This is a genomic window from Phaeobacter sp. JH20_08, from assembly GCF_048056635.1.
Classification (GTDB): Bacteria; Pseudomonadota; Alphaproteobacteria; order Rhodobacterales; family Rhodobacteraceae; genus Phaeobacter; species Phaeobacter bryozoorum.
Map to the genome: position 1 here is coordinate 1 of NZ_JAYMVV010000006.1, position 20,955 is coordinate 20,955.

Below are 20,955 nucleotides of genomic sequence, written 5' to 3' on the forward strand. Positions count from 1 at the left end.
ACGCGCCCGCCGATCAAACCCTCATAAATGCCACCGTCTTTCCGATGCGTCCAACCGTCTCTCCGGCCCGTCCCAGCGTCTCTCCGCTGCGTTTCCCGTCCAATCCAGCGTCGCCGCCGCACCGTCCGGTGTGTCTCAGCAGCGCCTCAGCGCCGCCGGTGAAGGGGGTTCTAAGGCCAGTTAAGGATGGCCGCAAGCGGTTTTTTGACATTTTCATGAAGTTTCCGGCAAAAAGTCATATTATCAAGCAATATCAGATTGTTACACATCCATATTCGACAGATCAACCCAGCTTCCTTGATCCATTCTGCCCGCAACCGCAGGTGCGATCACCAAAGATCCCCCTGCTCAAATCTATATATAGAGGTACGCACGCCCGGGACCACTAAACGCCTGCCGACTCGCGCTCATCCGACTCGGTGTCTCAGCGCGTCACGCGCCCCGAGCACGGGACTCTCAGCGTAAAAAGTCCACGCCGTGGCCCCCGGCTCGCAAAATCGACCCGCGCCGCGAGGTCACTATAAAGACTATGGCTTGTGTCGTCGCACCATCATAGGCTTTGGTGGAGCCGCAGCCGGGGCGTGGCGGCATCGGTCAGAACACTGGTCAATGTCCTCCTCATCGCCCGCCGACTGCGATGGAAGGCACGACCCGCCCGGGCCCGCTGATGCCTGGGCTGCCACGGAATCAACAGCGCAATCGCGGAACCAAGACAAAAGACGATGAGAGACCTTCCCCTATCCCAGTCCGCGCAGCGAGCGGCGGAGAGCCGTGCGTCAGCAGCCCCCCCGGCACCTGCCCCCGGCCAAGACGGAGCGCGCGCTACGAATGACGGTTTCCGCCACATGCTGCGCCGGATCACCCGTATGGAACATGACGCGGCAGAGCGGGCCTTTGCCCCGTTTCACGAAAGCCCCCTGCCCCATCTCGCCTGGTTTCTCAGCTGTCAGCATACTGCGCTCTACGCGCTATCGCGGACCAGCGGCGGCCAGACCGGTCGCGCCAGCCCGCTGCTGGCAGCGCTGATCGACGCCCTGCGCGCGGATTGCGCCGCCATCGGGCGACAGCCGGCCGTCATTGCAGCGGATACGCCAGAGCTGCACCCCACAGCCGTCGACTATCTGGTGCTTGGCTCGCGCATGGGCAATGAGGTGCTGCGCCGCCGCCTGAGCGATGCCGCAGGACCGGGGGAGCTGCCTGACTATTTCAGACCGCGCGACCATCTGGCGCCATGGCGGGCAACATGCGATGATCTGGATCACCTCCCCCCCGATGGCGCGCTGGCGCATCGGATCGTGGCGGATACCCGCAAGGGGTTTGACCTTTTCCAGACCGCCGCCCGGCTTACACCGTTCGGCACCACGCCGATTGAATTACCCGCTTGATATATAAGACTGCTGAGAAGACTGCGCGGATCGGACAGCGCGCATGATATTGATAACATCCCAATAAAAAGGGCCTGTATAATGGCTTTGGAACAAACCGTTTCCACCACGACCCTGACCAACTGCGATCGCGAACCCATTCATCAACTGGGCCGGGTGCAATCCTATGGCGGGCTGATCGCCTTATCGACCGATTGGATCGTGCAGCATGCTTCGGAGAACCTGCAGGAAATCCTGGGCATCGCGGCTGAGGAGGCCATCGGCCAGTCGCTGGCCGGGCTGATCACCGAGGCGGCCTTCAGCCGCATTCGCCGCAATCTGGGCGCCTTGGAAGCCCCTGACAGCAGCCTGCGCTTTTTCAACATCCCGTTGAAGACCGGCGTTCAGGCCTTTGATATCAGCATCCATCAGAGCGGGCGCCATCTGGTGGTGGAGTTCGAACCGAAGTTCGACCGCAGCGAGCGCGATGTGATGTCGGAGATCTATCCGCATTTCTCGCAGCTGCGCCGCGATGAGGGCATCGCCCGACTGGCGCAGGGGGCGGCACGGGGCCTGCAGGCGCTTTCCGGTTTCGATAGCGTGATGGTCTATCAGTTCCAGCCCGATCAGTCCGGCCAGGTCATTGCCGAGGTGCGCAGCGACCGGACCAAGAAATACGAAAACATGTTCTTTCCCGCCTCCGATATCCCGGTTCAGGCACGCGCGCTCTACAAACGCTCGCTGCTGCGGCTGATTGCGGATGTGGATGATGCCGGATCACCGATCACCCCCGCCTTCAAGATCGACGGCGCCCCCCTGGACCTGTCGCTGGCGGTGACGCGCGCCGTGTCGCCGATCCATCTGGAATATCTGCGCAACATGGGCGTGCGTGCCTCGATGTCGGTGTCGATCATGAAGGATGGCGAGCTTTGGGGGCTGTTTGCCTGCCACCACAATCGCCCGCGCTACATTGATTATGAGCGCCGCACCGCGATCGAGATGTTTGCCCATGTCTTCTCCTATGAGCTGAGCCAGTTCGAGACCAAGCAGCGCAGCCGCGAAGAAAAGAACATGAACCGGCTGCAAACGCAGCTGATGGCGATGCTGGCGGATGGCCGCCCGTTCAAGGACAGCCTGATATCGGTGTCCGAGGATATTCAGGACGTGATCCCGCATGACGGGCTGGTGCTCTACTCAGATGGCGACTTCCAGGCCACCGGCCTCACCCCGACCGCCGAGGAAACCCGGTCGCTGGCGCGGATGCTGGATCTGACCATCGGCACCACCGCCTTTTCCACCAACCAGCTGGAGAGCCTTCACGAACCCGCACGCGACTACATCGACCGCTGCGCAGGCATTCTGGCGATCCCGATCTCCAAACGCCCGCGCGACTATCTGATCCTGTGTCGGCGCAAGATCTCGCAGACCGTGGAATGGGCGGGGGATCCGACCAAACCGATGGAGGTCGGCCCCAATGGCGTGCGCCTTACCCCGCGCAAGAGCTTTGAGGCCTGGCAGGAAACCGTGGAATGGCGCAGTGTCCCCTGGGCAGAGGAAGCCCTTCACAGTGCCAATCTGCTGCGCACCGTGCTGCTGGAAATCTTCCTCAAGGTGACCGAGGCCGCCAATGCCGAACGGGCGCGGGCCGAGGAACAGCAGCAATTGCTGATCTCCGAACTCAACCACCGGGTCCGCAATATCCTCAACCTGATGCGCGGGCTGGTCACCCAGACCAAGGGAACGGCGCGCACGCTGACCGAATTTACCGACAATCTTGATGGCCGCATCCATTCGCTGGCACGCGCCCATGACCAGCTGACCAGCGAACAATGGGAGCCCGCCTCTCTGCGCGCCCTTATAACCTGCGAACTGGAGGCCTATACCACCGGGCGTACTGGTGAGGTGGTGATCAACGGTCCCGACGCGCTGATCTCGCCGACGGCGTTCACCACGCTGGCGCTTGTCCTGCATGAGCTGACCACGAACTCCGTCAAGCACGGCGCGCTCAGCAACGGGGTGGGCCGGGTCATCATCACCCTGAAGGAAGAAGACAGCGGCGCGCTTCTGATCGACTGGGTCGAACGGGGCGGGCCACCGGTTGCCCCTCCCTCGCGGCGCGGATTTGGCTCCTCGATCGTGGAGAATTCCATCCCGCATGAGCTGAAGGGCGATGCCACGATCCAGTACAAGACCACAGGTCTTGAGGCATCGTTCCGCATTCCCACCCTCTACCTGCACAAGATCGTCGATGAGACAACCGTCGCCAAGACCACCATCACGGTGGATCCGGCCCAACAGGCCGCGCAGCTTCAGGGCAAGGCGCTGGTGGTTGAGGACAGTTTCATCATCTCCATGGATCTTACCGCAATGCTCGAAGATATGGGTTTCTTCGAGGTCGCCAGCGCCTCCTCCGTCGGCAAGGCGCTGGACGCACTGGCGGAGGGCGGCTTTGAATATGCGGTGCTGGACGTCAATCTCGGCTCCGAACAATCGGTGCCGGTGGCCGAGGAGCTGGCCCGGCAGGGCATCCCCTTTGTGCTGACCACCGGGTATGGCGAGGTGCAGGATATCGTCGATATCTACCCGCCCTGCCCGATTGTGCAAAAACCGATCTCCGAAAGCGCGCTGGCCACGGCCCTGATCCGCGCAGTCGAGATGAAGGCCGCAAGGGATAGCTAAACCGCGACCTACCAGCACGATACGGGCCGCGCGATGTCACGCGCGGCCCGTTTTATTTGCGGCCGGCTGACGCCTCCGCGCAGCGCTCAGAGATCCACCTCAATCACGCCGCCCTTTTCTGCGGCCCGTGACTGGCACAGGATCACCGCGCCCTTGCGCTGCGCCTTGGACAGCACGAAATCGCGGTGTTCCACCTCGCCTGAAACCAGCCCGCATTTGCAAACACCACAGATGCCGTCGGAACATTTCACATCAATATGAATGCCGTTCTCCGCCAGCACATCGGTGGCAGTTTTCTCCGCAGGCACCAACACCTCACGCCCCGAGCGCGCCAGCTTCAGCGTGAAGTCGTGGTTTTCATACTCCGGCACCTCCGGCACCGAGAAATACTCAAGATGGCGCGCCTCCTCAGGGAAGCCCTGACGCTCTGCCGCCTCCATCACCCCATTCATGTAGCGATCCGGCCCGCAGCTGTAGACATGCCAGCCGTCCTGATACCCTGCCAGCAGCTGGTCCAGATCGGCGCGGCTGCCCTCATCCGAGACATGCACCCGCACATTGTCCGCCCAGCGCATCGCTGCAAGATCGTCGAGATAGCCTGCATCCTTGCGCGAGGGGACGGAGTAATGCAGCTCAAACGGCTGTCCCAACGCATGCAGACGATGCGCCATCGCAATCATCGGCGTGACACCAATTCCGCCCCCCATCAGGAAACTGCGGCTGGCCTCCTCCACCAGTGGGAAATGATTGATCGGTTTGGAGATAAAGACCCGCCGTTCCTTGGTGAAGATCCGATGGAGCAGCTTCGATCCCCCTCGCCCCACATCCTCGCGCAACACCCCGATCTGATATTTCGACCGATCCGCAGGATCCCCGGACATGGAATACTGGCGCAGGAACTCCGGTGCCACCACGATGTCCAGATGCGCCCCCGCCGTCCATTCGGGCAAGGGGCTGCCGTCGAGGCTCTGGAACTCGTACTTGGTGACGCCATCGCTCATCACATCGACATTCGACACCTCCACCCGCAGAACCGGGCTGTCGCTGTCATTGGTATAAATGTGATCCCAATCGCCGGTCTCGCCCCGCGCCCGGCGGGCTTTGTATTCCTCGGCGGTGATCATCGCCTGATAGGCCTCGATCCCCGCCTCCCGGTCCATAGGAAACGGATAGGGCCAGGGATGCGGCGCCAGATGCGCGGGGTACACCGCCAGCGTCTGATCCTCATAGCGCAGATCCAGATCCTTTTGCAGCGCGCGCGCATTGACCGGGTGGCGCGTCGGGCGATAGCCGCCGTCCTCTTCCAGCTCCAGATCCCACCACCATTTCTTGGCCGGGTTCATCTCGCCATTGCCGACCATGTCATCCAGCCGCGCCAGCGCAGGCGCCGCCGCTGGCATATTCATCGCCGCCCAGCGGAAGGGTTTTTCCTTGAATATCCCCTCCAGATTCCAGGGGCAGGTTTTCATACACCGCCCGCACATCGCCCCGCCGGGCGTGGTGATCCGGTAGGTGGTGCATTTCTGACTGTCCGACTTCCAGATTTCATAGCCATTGAACATCAGCTTCGGCCCGGCCGTGATCGCCCCCGACGGGCATTCGCGCGCACATTTGTTGCAAGCCTCGCAAAACGCCTGCAGGCCAAAATCAATCGGCTTGTCATGCGCCATTGGCATATCGGTGGTGACCACACCGGATTTCAGACGCGGCCCAAGGAAGGGATTCAGGATCACCTCACCAATCCGGCTCACTTCCCCCAGCCCCGACAACAGCAGCAGCGGCGGTTGCAACACCTCACCATCCATCACCGTATGGGCCTTCGCCTTGTAGCCGAGGTTGCGGATCTGCCGCGCAATCACGCCGCCCAGCAGCGAAAACCGCAGATAGGCCCGCATCGACTGCGCCACTGCAATCCAGTCGTCCCCCGAGGTGCCCTCGGTGGTGTCAAAGCCCTGATCGACAATCATCGAAATCGCCTGATCATGTTCCGGGTGGATCTCGGCGCCGGTGGCGTCATGGCTGTACCAGGTCCACTCCGGGCAGCGGCTGATCCCCACCGCATCAATCCCCAGCCAATAGCTCGCCGCCTTGATGTTGGCCGCATTGCGCTCCGCATCCGTGGGGCGCGGTGCCTGCGTGGCCGGCGCACCATCCTGCAGCAGCACAAAGGCCCCCAGCATCCGCCGCTGCGCCATCGAAGGCGCGGCCTTGCGCACGTAGAACCCGCCAGTTGCGGCCTGCTGATTGGTCTTGCCCATATCGCCGAACTGGCTGCGGGCAAACATGTCGGCGCGTTTGGGCACCCGCGCCACCCGCGCCTCGTCAATATAGGTGGTGGGATCCTCCACCCGCTTCAGCGTTTCAAACGGATGCGGGCCATCGCGAAAATCGCGGCGGGCAAAGGGGTCGCCATTCAGCGCTGAGCGTTCGGACCCGATCCCCAGCCACCATTTCGGCCCCTTCACCTGCATCACCGGTTGCAGATCCTGCGGCAACAGCGGCTTGTCCTGCGCCATGTCGAAATCGGTGGTCACAACCGCAACGCCAAACCGCGTCCCCAGATAGGGGTTCACCAGCTTGCCATCCTCAACCGTCGCAAGCCCCGCCGCAACGGTCAGCTGATTGAGATCCACATCCGCCGACGTCCCAGTATGCGCCTTGGCATCCCAGCCCAGCAGACGGATGTAATTCGCCAGCACCACCGCCGTCTCCGAGGCCCGCAGACAGGCGCGGTGCCGCTCGGCCCCCTCCAGCCAGTCGCAGCCCACCTCCTCCGGGCGCGGGTCGCGCGGCATGTCGTACAGGAACACAATCGAATGGGTGTGATCGCCGATGGTGGTCGGCGGCGCCTCCATCGCATCGCGCAGATCCGCCATGATCATGTCGATGCCAGAGGCCAGCGTCTTGGTCTGGCGGGTCTTCAGGTCGTGGGCCAGACGGTCGATATCGGGGTTGCGATAAGGCACGTGCAGCCGGGCAGAGGCAGGCATCGGCCCGATCCCCACCATCGCCGCATCGCTGAAATAGCCAAAGGCCTTGATATGATCGGCCCGCTCCTGCGGATCGCTCGGGCAGTCAGCCTGCGCCTTGTTGACCAGCCCGTCGCGGATCGCATCCATCATCGCCTGATATTCGCCCATCGCATTGACGATAGAGGCAGGCATATCGGGCCGGGCAAAACTCAGCCGTTGAAATGGCGGCACCGCCGTCAGATCCGGCATCACCCCGGGCTGCAACCGCTCCATCGGAAAGGGGCCCAGATGTATCGGGCGTGAGCGGGTCGAGAACAGACGAAGAGGCATGGCAGGGACCTGGTACAGGGATGGGCTGCCACGGGTTTACTCCAGAAATCGGAGATTGGAATAGGCTCCAACATCCAATTTATACAATCAGCTGTATAAACTACTGATATACATCAAAATTATTCACATCCAATTTCACATCACCCTGCCTAGCCGCGGCGGCCCTCAAAGGCACGGATAGCGATTCCACCATCAGAGAGCGACTGGCGCACCGAACGGGCCAGCTGCACCGCCGTGGGCGTGTCGCCATGCAGGCAGATGGTGTCGATGGCCGTGGGAATGCGGGCGCCACTCTCCGTGATGATGGCGCCTTCCTCGACCATCTTCAGGATCCGTGGTCCCGCAATCTCCGGGTCATGGATCACCGCGCCGGGCCGCGACCGGTCCACCAGCGTGCCATCGTCATTATAGGCCCGGTCGGCAAAGATCTCACCGCACCAGTTGCAGCCCAGCTCGCGCACCACCTCCTCCATGGCGGTGGCGGCCAGCACCATGATGATCAGATCCGGGTCCAGATCCAGCGCCGCCTCATAGCAGGTCCGCGCCATGCCGTGATCGACGCAGGCCATATTCGACAGGGCGCCATGCAGCTTCAGATGGCGCACCTCGGTGCCCGCTGCCCGCGCCATGCCCTGCGCTGCGCCCAGCTGGTAGCGGATCAGATTGGCCAGCGTATCCTGCGGCACCTGCATCTTGCGGCGACCAAACCCCTGCAAATCATCGAAACCGGGATGCGCGCCGATCCCGACGCCATGATCCCGCGCCAGTGCCATGGTCGCGGCCATCACATCCGGGTCGCCCGCATGAAACCCGCAGGCAATATTGGCCGAGGAGACCACGTCAAGCAGGGCTGCATCATCGCCCATCGTCCAAGGTCCAAAGCTTTCGCCCATATCGGCGTTCAGATCGACGGTTTTGCTCATGTCTCGGCTCCAGGCTCATCTCGGGGTTCAAAAGGATCCGCTGCGGCGGAAACCATGCCACCAATCAACTGATAGGACAGAAGGTCAGCCATATCAGCCGGATCGCGCAGCAACGGTCGGCAGGCAGAGGGAAGCCGCGCCAGCGCCGCGTCATGCGCCGCCTGCTGCGCCAGCCCTTCGGCCAGCGACACCCAGCGAAACCGCAGCACAGCCCCAGCCGCCGCCTGAACCGCCCGCGACAGATCACAGGGCAGAACCGTACCGATCCGGGGATAGCCGCCGGTGGTCTGCGCCTCGCGCAGCAGCAGGAACGGGCGGCCATCGCCGGTCATCTGCACATCGCCCGGCACGATGACCTCCGACAGCACGTTCAGCTGCCCCGCTGCGGCAAATCCCTCGCCCTCGGACATCAGTTGCAGCGCCATGCGGCTGGCGCGCCGCCCCGGCGTGAACGGCGTCTCGGCAAAGCGCCGACGCACCGCCGGGTCAAAAAGATCGGACTGGAAACTCTGGACCAACCGCAGCTCGCCGCCGGAGAACCGATCCGCCACATCAAGGCAAAGCCCGGTCACCCGCCGCGCCGCCGGCGTCGTCTCCTCGCCAACCGGCAGGATATCGCCCTCGGCCAGCGGCGCGCCAAGGGCTGCCACCAGATGCGTCGACCGTCCGCCCAGCCGCTGTGGTGTGGCCAATCCGCCGCCCAGATGCAGATAGCCATAGACGCCGCGCCGGGCCGCGCCGATCTCCAGCCGCTGCCCCGGTTCAATCCTGTGCGAGCCGTTCCAGACCAGCGGCGCACCATCCAGCGTAGCCTGCATCTCGGCGCCGGTCAGAGCAATCCGCATGGGTTCGGTTGCCTCGAACAGCCCGCCCATGCCGGCCATCTCCAGCGCCGCCAACCCGGCATCCTGCCGCAGCAGCGCCGCGCCCTCGACGAGCGCCAGCCGATCCGCCGCGCCGCCCTGCGACAGCCCCTGCCCGATATAGCCAACCCGTCCGCCGTCCTGCACCGTGCAGGAGGGACCGGTCCGCAGAACCCGCAGCGCTCTCATGCCGAAACCTCGCTGACAATGGCCCCGCCCTGCGGCGCACCGGTCTCGCGCAGACGCAGGAACTCGGCCGTTCCGACCGGCTCGAACTGCAACTCATCCCCCGCTCGCAGCGCAAATGGATCGGCGGCTTCGGGTTGAAACAGCGTCAGACCAGTCTGCCCGACATGGCGCCAGCCGGTCGGTGACGCGGTTGAAAACAGGACGAACTGGCGGATCGCAAGCACCAGCGCCCCGACCGGCACCTGAGGGGTGACTTCGCTCTGGCGCGGGATGTCCCAGTGTTCGCCCAAAGTGCCCAGATAGGGCTGCCCGGGGGCAAATCCGATGGTCAGCACCCTGACCCGCGCCGCGCCCAGCTCGTCAATTGCCGCCTGTTCGCTCAGGCCCGCCAGATCCGCCGCCTCGGCCAGCTGCGGCGCAAGCTCGGTCCCATAGACCGTGGGCACCCGCCAGAACCGCCGCCCCTGCGGCAAGGGCGCTTCGCGCCAGTCCCGTGTCTGCAACAGATCCGCCAGTGCCGCGTGCAAACGCTCATGCGGCAGCTCTGCCGGGTCAAACCGCACAAAGACCGAGGCCAGCGATGTCGCGGTTTCCACCACGCCGCTCAGCGCCAGATCGTCGACCGCACCGCGAAACGCCAGCGTGGCGCGATTGGTGGCCTCATCCAGCTGATCGCCAAAGCTGACCAGCATACCGGACAGCCCGACATTTCGGATCAACGGGTAGGTGGGTGATCCCTCACGCGACATGGTTCCTCCGACACAGGTCCGGGCGCCGGACCACCCCTGCCGGGCGGCTCAGCTATCCCCGTCCATTTTCGCCACAGGGTTGCGCTGCATCGTAGGGATAGTCAACCGGCCTCTTCCCGCGATCCCCCTGATATATCGGAGGGCGGGCAGAGGCCCAGTTTAGGGGCCAGTCAATAGCCCGGTCAAAGGCTCAGCTACAGGCAAGATCTGAGACCCGTCAGAGCCCCCGCTCTGACCCGCCCGGATGGCTACGCCGCCAGCGCCGCCGTGAACGGCAGCTCGACAACCCGCCCCCCTTCGACGACCAGCGCACGGTTCGGCTGCACCTCGATCCAGTTCCGGGTGTCGCTGTCCAGCGGCTCGGAGGTGACAATCACCCCCTCATCGTAGATCCGGTAATAGAGGCTCGGTGCGTATTGATCAGAGGCATAGCGCGCCGCAAAAAGCCGGGTACCGTCGGACCAGCAGGCGCCAAACCGCATATGCGGCGTGGTGCCATGATCGCGCGACACCGCTTCGACCTGCTGTACCGCCGCCGCCACCGCGCCAATCGGATCCTCATCAAGGCCAAGCCCAAGCGCGATCAGGAAAATCGCCTCACTCTCGGTGCCGCCCAGACGGTGATCGTAGAAAGCATCCGGGATCATCGTATCCAGCCGCTTGCGGAACATCATATGCCCACCGGCCTGACCATTGTGCATGAAGCTCCATTTGCCACTGGCAAACGGATGGCAATTGTTGCGCGAGGTCGCCGTCCCGGTCGAGGCGCGCACATGCGCCAGAAACAGCCCGGTCTTGGTGTGGCGCGAAATCTGCGCCAGATTTGGATCGGACCAGGCCGGATGGGTATCCTTGTACAGACAGGGTTCGGGCCGGTCCGAATACCAGGCCATACCAAACCCATCAGCATTGATCGGCGTCTTGCAGATCAGCGCGTTACGGCACTGATGCACCAGCGAATGTTCCGGTACGAACACCAGATCCTCAAGATAGCGCGGGGCCCCGTTCCAGGCGAGCAGACGGCACATTATGCCACCTTCGGCGCAAATCGCGCGGTAGAGACATCGACGTTATAGCCCTCGCAGAACCGTTGCGGATCCTGCGCCAGGTCCCGCACCGCATGGATGATCGCATCGGCTTTCTCATCGCTCAGCGTGGCGGAGAAGTTGAGCCGCGTCCAACCGGGCTTCTCGATCTCCTTGCCACCCAGAATGGCCGCCCGCATGGCGCGGGACTGCACCTGCCCGATGTTCAGCAGCCGATGCGCATAAGGTCCGGCACAGGCGCAGCCGCCGCGGGCCTGAACGCCGTAGTGATCCGACAGCATCCGGGTGAACAGCTGCTGGTGGATCGGCGCGCCGGTCTCCGGGTCCTGCACCTGAAACGAAAAGATCGGCAGCTTCTGCTTAGCGTTCGGATTGCCAAGGATTTGCAGATTGGGCAGACCCTGCCAGGCCGCCAGCGCCCGCTGGCGCAGCTCTTCCTGCCGCCGGTCCATAAACGCCTGACCCATCGCCTCCTTGACCAGCAGGCAGAGCGCGACGCGGATATCGCCCACCACATTGGGCGTGCCGGCCTCTTCTCGGGCGGCAAGATCCTCGGCGTAGTCATGCTGCCAGGGCGAGACGAATTTCACCGTGCCGCCACCGGGCAGCGTCGGGCGTGTGCTGGCCACTGCCGCCTTGCGCAGGATCATCACGCCGGATGCCCCCGGCCCGCCCAGGAATTTATGGGCGGAAAATACAATCGCATCCTTCTCGGCATCGGTGCCCGCCGCCATATCCATCGGCAGATAGGGGCCACCGCCCGCATAATCCCAGACCACCCGCGCGCCGTACCGGCGCAGCAACCGGCTGACCGCATCGGTGTCGGTGACAATCCCCGTCACGTTGGAGGCCGCTGAAAACGCCCCCACGATCAGGCGGTCGCCGCCTGCCGCCCCCTGCAAGACCGCCTCCAGCTCCGCCATGTCCGGCCCACCCTCGGCCGCTTCGGCAATCTCCACCACCTCGGCGCCGCTTTCGCGCCAGGGCAGGATGTTTGAGTGATGCTCATAAGGGCCAAGGATCACCAGCGGCCGCTGCCCCGCCGCCACCGCGCCGGACACCCCCAGCAGATGCACCAGCCGGTTCAGACCCGCCGTTGCACCCGATCCGGTAAACACCGTGGCAAAGCGATCATCGGCGCCGCAGATCCGCGCAATCGTCTGCCGTGCCGCGCCACGCAGCCGGGTCATGAAGCTGCCGCAATAAGACGCCTCGGTGTGACTGTTGGCATAGAACGGCAGCACCTCCGTCAGAACGAAGTCCTCAACCTGCCGCAGGGCGCGGCCAGAGGCGACATAATCGGCGTAGATCATCTTGACCGGCCCATTTGGCCCCGGCAGCTCGGCCCCCTCACCAATGACACCCGCACGCAGGCGCTCCAGACAATCCGCCCCGGCAAGTGATGCGCGAAAGCGATCAAGAAGGTTGGCAGGGGCGATATCTGTGGTCATTTGATCGGTCCTCTTGGAGTTATGCAGAGATACTACCAAGAAGATATGAAGAAACATCACTCATATACTGCGTGAGCACATCATTCTTTTCACGGAATGATCTCAAAACCTGCCAGTCCGCCGATCAAAACCTGCACAATCCGGCTACGGCCCACCAACGTGATCGCCAAACGCCCGAGTCGCCCGCGATCTCACCCGGTTCCAGAGCCCGAAGCAGGCAGAACCTGCGCCAGCGCAATCTTCAGCTTGTCAGTGATCTCGCCGATCTGATCCTCCGTCAGGATGAAGGGCGGCGCGAGCAGGATATGATCGCCGTTGCGCCCATCCCGCGTGCCCGCCATCGGATAGCAGATCAGCCCGGCCTCGAACGCGGCCTTCTTCAGCTTGCCCGCAATACCTAGGCCGGGATCAAAGGGCGTCTTGCTCTCCCGGTCGGCCACCAGCTCGATCCCGCGGAACAACCCGCGCCCGCGCAGATCGCCAACATGAGGATGCTGGCCAAAGGCCTCGACCAATGCGCCATGCAATGTCTCGCCCATCTCGGCGCTGCGCTGCACCAGCCCGCGATCCAGCAGCGCCCGCACCACTGCCAGCCCCGCCGCCGTTGCCACCGGGTGCCCGATATAGGTGTGGCCGTGCTGGAAAAACCCGCTGCCGCCTTCAATGGCGTCATAGATCCGGCGGCTGCACAGCATCGCGCCAATCGGCTGATAGCCAGCGCCCAGCCCCTTGGCGATACAGAGGATATCGGGCGCGACACCATCCGCCTCGCAGGCAAACAGATGCCCGGTGCGCCCCATGCCGCACATCACCTCATCCAGAATGAGCAACACGCCATATTGGTCGCAGATTTCGCGGATACGCTTGAAATAGCCCTCAACCGCAGGCACCGCGCCGGATGTCGCCCCCACCACAGGCTCCGCCATGAAGGCCATGACCGTCTCAGGCCCAAGCCGCAGGATCTCCGCCTCCAGCTCATTGGCGACACGCTGGCCATAGTCATAGCTGCTCTCGCCGTCGCCCCGGTCAACATATTCATAGCAGGGCGCGATATGCGAAATATCAATCAGCAGCGGCGCAAACTGCTGGCGTCGCCATTCATTGCCGCCCGCCGCCAGCGCCCCCAGCGTGTTGCCGTGATAGCTCTGCCTGCGCGCGATCACATGACGCCGCGCGCTGTCGCCGCGCTCCAGATGATACTGCCGCGCCAGCTTGATCGCGGCCTCGGTCGCCTCGGATCCGCCAGAGACGAAATAGACCCGGTCCAGATCCCCCGGCGCCTGTGAAATCAACAGATCCGCCAGCGCTTCGGCCGGTTCCGAGGTCATGAACCCGGTATGGGCAAAGGCCAGCTGGCCCACCTGCGCCTGCACGGCTGAAATCACCTCGGCATCGGAATGCCCCAGACAGGACACCGCCGCGCCGCCGGAGCCATCGAAATAGCGTTTGCCATTGGCATCAATCAGATAACAGCCATCGCCCCCAACGGCAGTGGGCAGATTGGCCTTGGTATGGCGCGGAAAAACATGGCTCATGGCTGAGCTCCTTGATCATTGAAAACAGAGCGCGCACAAGGCAGATGCCCCGCCGCACCGGCACGTTCGACAAAAGCCGCGACAGAGGCCGCGTTGTCAGGATACTCCGAACCGTCCGCAGCCTGGGTATTGTTTTCAAACCCGATCCGCAGCCGCCCCCCGGCCTCAAGCCCTGCCAGCAGGCAATCATGTTCCCTATGGCCAAAAGCGCAGAGCCCCCAGTCCAGATCCAGATCCGCAGTTGCCGCCAGAAACGGACGCAGCTCCGCCGGATGGGCCAGACGCGGCGGCGCGTAGCGTCCCAGAACGAATATCGCTGACCGCATCGCTGCGGGAATCCGCCCCGCAGCATAGCCCGCCCGCAGCAGGGCCACACAGTTCAGGTCATAAAGGATATGCTGCACCTGTGTCCCGGCCTCGGCGCAGATCGCATAGGCCCGCGCCGCCAGATCCGCATCGCGTGCCAGCTCCCGCACCGAGATCGAGGCCGCCGCCGGGCGCAGCGCCTCCAGACAGGCCAGCTGATCGGCCACGTCAAAAATCCCGGCACTCTCGGTGGTAATCTGGATCGCCATGCCCGGCGCGGCCTCGGCCACCGCCGCCATCGCCTCCCGGTAGCGCGCGGCATCCAGCGAATGCCCCCCGTCCCGGTCGCGCACATGCAGATGCAGCGCATCCGCCCCGGCGCGCTGACAGGTCGCCGCCGTCGCAGCAATCTCGGCCGTGCGCAACGGCAGACCTGCATGATCCGCCTGCTGCCGCCGTGCCCCATTGGGGGCCACCATCAGATGATATGTCGTCAACGCGTCGCTCCGCCTGTGTCCTGCACCGATCTGGCGCATAACAACACACGTTCTCAATCCGGCAATTCCAGAACATATGTTTTTTACAGAACTCATCCGCCAGCTCCGCGTCTGGAGCTAAATTGCGCCGACAACTGGACCTAGAGCAAAACGTAAATATAGCGTTTCGTAGTGACAGGGCGAGTCTGGCCAGCCGACCGGTGGCGGATCGCATTTTCGAACAACTTGGAAAGGGCATGTCATGGATGGCACGTTCAATGAAAACGACCTGAGCCGGGTCATCGCCGCCGACAAGGCCAACGTCTGGCATCACCTGATCCAGCACAAACCGTTTGAGGAAAACGACCCCCGCATCATCGTCGAGGGCAAGGGCATGCGGGTCTGGGACCAGAACGGCAAGGAATGGCTCGATGCCGTCTCCGGCGGTGTCTGGACCGTCAACGTCGGCTATGGCCGCGAGGAAATCGCCAAGGCGGTCTACGACCAGCTGATGAAACTCTGCTATTTTGCCCAGTCGGCAGGGTCCATCCCCGGTGCACTGTTCGCCGAGAAGCTGATCTCGAAAATGCCGGGGATGAGCCGGGTTTATTACAACAACTCCGGCTCCGAGGCGAATGAGAAAGCCTTCAAGATGGTGCGCCAGATCGCGCACAAGAAATACGGCGGCAAGAAAACCAAGATCCTCTACCGCGACCGCGACTACCACGGCTCGACCCTCGCGACGATGTCCGCAGGCGGTCAGGAAGAGCGCAATATGCAATACGGCCCCTTCGCGCCCGATTTCGTGAAGGTTCCCCACTGCATGGAATACCGCAAGCACGAGCTGGGTCTGGAGCATCTCTCCGGCAAGGAGTTCGGCATTGCCGCCGCCAACCTGATCGAAGAGGTCATCCTGCGCGAAGGCCCCGACACCGTCGGCGCGCTCTGCCTTGAACCGGTGACCGCAGGCGGCGGCGTCATTGAGGCGCCCGAAGGCTACTGGCCGCGCGTGCAGGAGATCTGCAAACAGTACGACATCCTCTTGCACATCGACGAAGTGGTCTGTGGCGTTGGCCGCACCGGCACCTGGTTCGGCTATCAGCACTACGGCATCCAGCCTGATTTCGTGACCATGGCCAAAGGTGTGGCCTCCGGCTATGCCGCGATTGCCTGCCTTGTCACCACCGAGGAGGTCTTCAACATGTTCAAGGATGACGCCAGTGATCCGATGAACTACTTCCGCGATATCTCCACCTTTGGCGGCTGCACCGCCGGTCCTGCGGCTGCGCTGGTCAATATGCAGATCATCGAGGATGAGAACCTGCTCGACAATTGCACCGCCATGGGCGCGCGGATGAAGGCCAACCTCGAGGCGCTGATGGAGAAACATCAGGTCATCGGCGATGTCCGCGGCAAGGGTCTGTTCCTCGGCGCCGAACTGGTCGCGGATCGCGAGACCAAGGAACCGGTGGACGAGAAACTGGCGCAGGCGGTTGTGGCTGAATGTGGCAATCAGAACGTCATCATCGGCGTGACCAACCGCTCCATTCCGGGCAAGAACAACACCCTGTGCTTCAGCCCCGCGCTGATCGTCACGCCGGAAGACGTGGACAAGATCACCGACGCGGTGGATGTGGCCCTGACCAAGGTGTTTGGCTGATCACCCCCAGCAGGCCTGATAAGTCAGGCCTGACAGACCGGTCCAATCTGGCCTGATCGAAAAATCCAAAGGTGGCCCTTACCACAGGGCCACCTTTTCTGCATCTCTGGGTCGGATGTTTCAGATCAAAGGTGCGCAACCATGTGGGCGTCTCCCCTGCCGCTGACGGGCAAGACCGTCAGCCTCACCCCGCTTCTGCCCGATCACGCCAGCGATCTGGCAGAAGCCGCCGCCGACGGTGACCTGCACCGGCTGTGGTACACGACAGTGCCCGCACCGCAGGATATCGGGGCCGAAATCAGCCGTCGTCTTGCCCTGCAACAGAGCGGCAAAATGGCCCCCTTCGCCGTGCTGGATCAGACAGGTCGCGCGGTCGGCATGACCACCTATATGAACATCGACGCCGCCAACCGCAGGCTGGAAATCGGCGCCACCTGGTATCGCAGATCGGTGCAGCGCAGCGGGATCAACACCGAATGCAAACGTCTGCTGCTCACCCATGCGTTTGAAACGCTCGGGGCCATCGCGGTGGAGTTCCGCACCCATCGTCTCAACCGCCAGAGCCGGGCCGCCATCGAACGGCTCGGCGCACAGCTCGACGGGATCCTTCGGGCGCATATGATACTGGCCAATGGCACCCTGCGCGACACCGCCGTCTATTCCATCACCGCCGCCGAATGGCCCACGATCCGCGCCCACCTGCAACATCTGTCAGACAGGTAACCCGGCCCGGTACGGAAGATCAGCTTTCTCACCATCACCATCATCACGGGCAAGATGCGGCATCACGGGCCTGACCCGGCGGCTGGGTTTTCCTCCGCAAGCGTGCAAAAAAAATACGTAAGTCCAGATTGCACCCCATTTATGTCCAGCCTACAGTGATTCATGGCTATCTCTGTCGACACCTTCTTTCTGAACCCCGACGCGCAAGGCACCCTGCAGGCGCAGATCCAGGAAATGATTGCCGAGGGCATTCTCTCCGGCCGCCTGCGGGTCGGGGAAAAACTGCCGTCCTCGCGCAAACTCGCCGCGCATCTGGGCATCAGCCGCATCACCGTGACGCTGGCCTACACAGAGCTGCTGGCCAATGATTACCTGATCTCCAGAGGGCGGTCGGGCTATTATGTCTCTGAAAACGCGCCGGTGCCGCCCAGCTATGCGCCCTCGCAGAAATCGGCCGATACGGTCGACTGGGCCTCCACCATCGTCGGCAACTACTGCGGCGGCGATACGCCCCGCAAACCGCAGAACTGGCGCGACTACCGCTATCCCTTCATCTACGGGCAGGCCGATGCCACGCTGTTTGACCACGCCAACTGGCGGCTCTGTGCCCTGCGCGCGCTGGGGCAAAAGGATTTTGCGGCCCTGACCAACGACTATTTCGATCAGGACGACCCGCTTCTGGTGGAATATATCGCCCGCCATACCCTGCCCCGGCGCGGCATCTCTGCCCGGCCCGAGGAGATCCTGATCACCCTTGGCGCCCAGAACGCGCTCTGGCTGGTGACCCAGCTGCTGCTGGGACCGGGCCGCAAGGCCGCGCTTGAGGATCCGACCTATTACACCTTGCGCGATCAGCTGGTCTATCGCGGCTGCCAGATCGACTGCCTGCCGGTGGATCACGACGGGCTGCCCCCGGATGCCATTCGCGATGACACCGATGTCATCTTCACCACCCCCAGCCACCAGAGCCCGACAACCGCCACCATGCCGATGGCGCGGCGCAAGCAGCTGCTGGAACGCGCCCGCGAGATCGACGCGGTGATTGTCGAAGACGATTATGAGTTTGAAATGTCCTTCCTCGGCGCGCCCTCCCCCGCGCTGAAGTCGCTCGACGCCGATGGCCGGGTGGTCTATGTCGGCAGCTTCTCCAAATCGCTCTTTCCGGGGCTGCGCCTTGGCTATCTGGTCGGCTCCGAGCCATTTATCCGTCAGGCCCGCGCGCTGCGCGCCAATGTGCTGCGCCACCCGCCCGGCCATGTGCAGCGCACCGTGGCCTATTTCCTGTCGCTCGGCCATTACGACGCCCAGATCCGCCGCATGGCCAAGGTGCTGCATGACCGCCGCTGCGTGATCGAAACGGCGGTGACCGATCACGGGCTCAGCGTCGCCGGGGTCGGCGTCTACGGCGGCTCTTCCCTCTGGATGCGGGCCGAGGATCACGTGGATACTGCGGTTGTTGCCCGATCGCTGGTTGAAAAAAGCGTCCTGATCGAACCCGGCGCGCCCTTCTTTGCCGCCGAACACCGCAAACAGAACTATTACCGGCTGGGCTATTCCTCGATCCCGTCCAGCCGGATCGAGCCGGGTCTGGCGCTGCTGGCCGATGCCCTGCGCCCCTGCCGCGCAAAGGCAGGCTAGCCCTGCAAGGCAATCCCACCCGGACCGCCCCAAAGCCTGCCCGGTGCCTGCCTCAAGCGTGCCTGAAGCGCCATCAGGCCGCGATCAGAACGCGCTCGGGACGCGCCGTGCCTGCGCCCCGTTTGCCGCCGCAGCGCAGCATTCGGCACGCCCCGGAATACTGGTCTTAATCCAGCCCGCGAACTGGCCCTAACCGCCCCTCGCGCGGCGGAATACACCAGAGTCATCCCGGCCTTTGTGCCGGCCCTATTGGCGTCTCATCAGGAGAACACGCGATGAAAATGACCACCGAGGAAGCATTTGTAAAAACACTGCAAATGCACGGCATCCAACATGCGTTTGGCATCATCGGCTCGGCCATGATGCCGATTTCCGACATCTTCCCCGAAGCCGGCATCACTTTCTGGGACTGCGCCCATGAAGGCTCCGGCGGGATGATGGCCGATGGCTACACCCGCGCCACCGGCAAGATGTCGATGATGATCGCCCAGAACGGCCCCGGCATCACCAACTTCGTAACCGCCGTCAAAACCGCCTACTGGAACCACACGCCGCTGCTGCTGGTCACCCCGCAGGCCGCGAACAAGACCATCGGTCAGGGCGGTTTCCAGGAAATGGAACAAATGCGCATGTTCGCCGACTGCGTGGCCTATCAGGAAGAGGTCCGCGACCCCTCCCGCGTGGCCGAAGTGCTGAACCGTGTGATCATGAACGCCAAACGCGCCTCAGCACCTGCGCAGCTGAACATCCCGCGCGACATGTGGACCCAGGTCATCGACATCGAACTGCCCGCCATCGTCGAATTCGAACGCCCCTCCGGTGGCGAAACCGCTGTCAGCGATGCGGCCAAACTGCTCTCCGAAGCCAAGAACCCGGTGATCCTGAACGGTGCCGGTGTTGTCCTGTCCAAGGGCGGCATCGCCGCGTCGAAAGCACTGGCCGAGCGTCTGGATGCTCCGGTTTGCGTGGGCTACCAGCACAACGATGCCTTCCCCGGCAACCACCCGCTGTTTGCAGGTCCGCTGGGCTACAACGGGTCCAAGGCCGGCATGGAGCTGATCAAGGACGCCGACGTCGTCCTCTGCCTCGGCACCCGTCTGAACCCGTTCTCCACCCTGCCGGGGTACGGCATGGAATACTGGCCGGCCAATGCCAAGATCATTCAGGTCGATATCAATCCCGACCGCATCGGCCTGACCAAGAAAGTCTCCGTCGGCATCATCGGCGACGCCGCCAAAGTGGCCAATGGCATTCTGGCGCAGCTGAGCGACACCGCCGGTGACGCGGGCCGCGACGAACGCAGGAACCGCATTGCGGAAACCAAATCCCGCTGGGCGCAGCAGCTGACTGAAATGACCCACGAGGACGACGATCCGGGCACCACCTGGAACCAGCGCGCCCGCGACGACAAACCCGACTGGATGAGCCCGCGCATGGCATGGCGCGCCATCCAGCAGGCCCTCCCCCGTGAGGCGATCATCTCCTCCGACATCGGCAACAACTGCGCCATCGGCAACGCCTACCCCTCCTTTGACGAAGGCCGCAAATACCTCGCCCCCGGCCTGTTCGGCCCCTGCGGCTATGGTCTGCCCGCTGTCATCGGCGCCAAGATCGGCTGCCCGGACACCCCTGTCGTCGGCTTCTCCGGCGACGGCGCATTCGGCATCGCCGTGACCGAGCTGACCGCCATCGGCCGCGAGGAATGGCCCGCCATCACCCATGTCGTGTTCCGCAACTACCAGTGGGGCGCGGAGAAACGGAACTCCACCCTGTGGTTTGACGACAACTTCGTCGGCACCGAGCTGGACGAGCAGGTCTCTTATGCAGGCATCGCCAAGGCCTGTGGTCTCAACGGCGTTGTGGCCCGCACCATGGACGAGCTGACCTCGGCACTGGCGCAGGCCATCGAGGACCAGAAAAACGGCAAGACCACCCTGATCGAAGCCATGATCAACCAGGAACTGGGGGAACCGTTCCGCCGTGACGCCATGAAGAAACCGGTCCGCGTGGCAGGCATCGACAAGGCCGACATGCGCGAACAGCAGGTCTGA

Annotated in this window: 15 protein-coding genes; 7 read left to right on the forward strand and 8 right to left on the reverse strand. The window is 63.4% G+C overall.

The genetic code is table 11. The features are described 5' to 3' along the window. From VWY75_RS07085 to VWY75_RS07095, 3 genes are all read left to right on the forward strand, one after another. The coding region (locus VWY75_RS07085; protein WP_416537381.1) for a hypothetical protein at window positions 1-389 on the forward strand (389 nt) is incomplete at its 5' end. A gap of 456 nt (window positions 390-845) precedes the next feature. After that, on the forward strand, window positions 846-1,385 hold the full coding sequence (locus tag VWY75_RS07090; protein WP_416537382.1) for a hypothetical protein: 540 nt from the start codon (window positions 846-848) through the stop codon (window positions 1,383-1,385). An 81-nt stretch (window positions 1,386-1,466) separates the two neighbouring features. After that, a complete protein-coding gene (locus tag VWY75_RS07095; RefSeq protein ID WP_416537383.1) occupies window positions 1,467-4,043 on the forward strand; it encodes an HWE histidine kinase domain-containing protein in 2,577 nt (858 codons plus the stop codon). Window positions 4,044-4,129: 86 nt separating this feature from the next. Here VWY75_RS07095 and VWY75_RS07100 read toward each other — a convergent pair whose 3' ends face one another. From VWY75_RS07100 to VWY75_RS07135, 8 genes are all read right to left on the reverse strand, one after another. After that, the gene (locus VWY75_RS07100) at window positions 4,130-7,345 is read right to left on the reverse strand and encodes a 2Fe-2S iron-sulfur cluster-binding protein (RefSeq protein WP_416537384.1); all 3,216 of its coding nucleotides are present in this window, start codon (window positions 7,343-7,345) and stop codon (window positions 4,130-4,132) included. A gap of 149 nt (window positions 7,346-7,494) precedes the next feature. Then, window positions 7,495-8,268, reverse strand: a complete 774-nt coding sequence (locus VWY75_RS07105) for a LamB/YcsF family protein (RefSeq protein WP_416537385.1) — start codon at window positions 8,266-8,268, stop codon at window positions 7,495-7,497. Beyond that, on the reverse strand, window positions 8,265-9,320 hold the full coding sequence (locus VWY75_RS07110) for a biotin-dependent carboxyltransferase family protein (protein ID WP_416537386.1): 1,056 nt from the start codon (window positions 9,318-9,320) through the stop codon (window positions 8,265-8,267). Before VWY75_RS07110 ends, VWY75_RS07105 begins: the two co-directional genes overlap by 4 nt. Continuing rightward, complete coding sequence (locus tag VWY75_RS07115; protein ID WP_340546835.1) at window positions 9,317-10,069, reverse strand: 5-oxoprolinase subunit B family protein; 753 nt, start codon at window positions 10,067-10,069, stop codon at window positions 9,317-9,319. The genes VWY75_RS07110 and VWY75_RS07115 overlap by 4 nt, the downstream gene beginning before the upstream one ends. A gap of 248 nt (window positions 10,070-10,317) precedes the next feature. Next, on the reverse strand, window positions 10,318-11,097 hold the full coding sequence (locus VWY75_RS07120) for a class II glutamine amidotransferase (RefSeq protein WP_340546834.1): 780 nt from the start codon (window positions 11,095-11,097) through the stop codon (window positions 10,318-10,320). Beyond that, window positions 11,097-12,566 carry an aminotransferase class V-fold PLP-dependent enzyme gene (locus tag VWY75_RS07125; RefSeq protein WP_416537387.1) on the reverse strand — a complete coding sequence of 490 codons (1,470 nt, stop codon included), beginning with the start codon at window positions 12,564-12,566 and terminating at the stop codon, window positions 11,097-11,099. The genes VWY75_RS07120 and VWY75_RS07125 overlap by 1 nt, the downstream gene beginning before the upstream one ends. 191 nt (window positions 12,567-12,757) lie before the next feature. Next, window positions 12,758-14,101: an aspartate aminotransferase family protein gene (locus VWY75_RS07130; RefSeq protein ID WP_416537388.1), complete on the reverse strand. Its 1,344-nt coding sequence runs from the start codon at window positions 14,099-14,101 to the stop codon at window positions 12,758-12,760. Continuing rightward, complete coding sequence (locus tag VWY75_RS07135; RefSeq protein ID WP_416537389.1) at window positions 14,098-14,904, reverse strand: 3-keto-5-aminohexanoate cleavage protein; 807 nt, start codon at window positions 14,902-14,904, stop codon at window positions 14,098-14,100. Before VWY75_RS07135 ends, VWY75_RS07130 begins: the two co-directional genes overlap by 4 nt. A 241-nt stretch (window positions 14,905-15,145) precedes the next feature. On the opposite strand from VWY75_RS07135, the gene VWY75_RS07140 reads away from it, so the two are divergent. The 4 genes from VWY75_RS07140 to xsc all read left to right on the forward strand — a co-directional run bounded on the left by VWY75_RS07140 (window position 15,146) and on the right by xsc (window position 20,955). Beyond that, entirely contained in the window at window positions 15,146-16,543 is a 1,398-nt protein-coding gene (locus tag VWY75_RS07140; protein WP_340546830.1) for an aspartate aminotransferase family protein, read from the forward strand. A gap of 141 nt (window positions 16,544-16,684) precedes the next feature. Continuing rightward, window positions 16,685-17,266: a GNAT family N-acetyltransferase gene (locus VWY75_RS07145; RefSeq protein ID WP_416535247.1), complete on the forward strand. Its 582-nt coding sequence runs from the start codon at window positions 16,685-16,687 to the stop codon at window positions 17,264-17,266. A gap of 162 nt (window positions 17,267-17,428) precedes the next feature. After that, complete coding sequence (locus tag VWY75_RS07150) at window positions 17,429-18,904, forward strand: PLP-dependent aminotransferase family protein (RefSeq protein WP_340546828.1); 1,476 nt, start codon at window positions 17,429-17,431, stop codon at window positions 18,902-18,904. A 275-nt stretch (window positions 18,905-19,179) separates the two neighbouring features. Continuing rightward, window positions 19,180-20,955, forward strand: coding sequence for a sulfoacetaldehyde acetyltransferase (xsc, locus tag VWY75_RS07155; protein ID WP_340546827.1), 1,776 nt, complete (start codon window positions 19,180-19,182; stop codon window positions 20,953-20,955).

Bases quoted from the DNA above. Each gene is read 5' to 3' on its own strand.
- VWY75_RS07090 (WP_416537382.1), top strand. From the start codon at position 846: ATGCTGCGCCGGATCACCCGTATGGAACATGACGCGGCAGAGCGGGCC.
- VWY75_RS07095 (WP_416537383.1), top strand. From the start codon at position 1,467: ATGGCTTTGGAACAAACCGTTTCCACCACGACCCTGACCAACTGCGAT.
- VWY75_RS07100 (WP_416537384.1), bottom strand. From the start codon at position 7,345: ATGCCTCTTCGTCTGTTCTCGACCCGCTCACGCCCGATACATCTGGGC.
- VWY75_RS07105 (WP_416537385.1), bottom strand. From the start codon at position 8,268: ATGAGCAAAACCGTCGATCTGAACGCCGATATGGGCGAAAGCTTTGGA.
- VWY75_RS07110 (WP_416537386.1), bottom strand. From the start codon at position 9,320: ATGAGAGCGCTGCGGGTTCTGCGGACCGGTCCCTCCTGCACGGTGCAG.
- VWY75_RS07115 (WP_340546835.1), bottom strand. From the start codon at position 10,069: ATGTCGCGTGAGGGATCACCCACCTACCCGTTGATCCGAAATGTCGGG.
- VWY75_RS07120 (WP_340546834.1), bottom strand. From the start codon at position 11,097: ATGTGCCGTCTGCTCGCCTGGAACGGGGCCCCGCGCTATCTTGAGGAT.
- VWY75_RS07125 (WP_416537387.1), bottom strand. From the start codon at position 12,566: ATGACCACAGATATCGCCCCTGCCAACCTTCTTGATCGCTTTCGCGCA.
- VWY75_RS07130 (WP_416537388.1), bottom strand. From the start codon at position 14,101: ATGAGCCATGTTTTTCCGCGCCATACCAAGGCCAATCTGCCCACTGCC.
- VWY75_RS07140 (WP_340546830.1), top strand. From the start codon at position 15,146: ATGGATGGCACGTTCAATGAAAACGACCTGAGCCGGGTCATCGCCGCC.
- VWY75_RS07145 (WP_416535247.1), top strand. From the start codon at position 16,685: ATGTGGGCGTCTCCCCTGCCGCTGACGGGCAAGACCGTCAGCCTCACC.
- VWY75_RS07150 (WP_340546828.1), top strand. From the start codon at position 17,429: ATGGCTATCTCTGTCGACACCTTCTTTCTGAACCCCGACGCGCAAGGC.
- xsc (WP_340546827.1), top strand. From the start codon at position 19,180: ATGAAAATGACCACCGAGGAAGCATTTGTAAAAACACTGCAAATGCAC.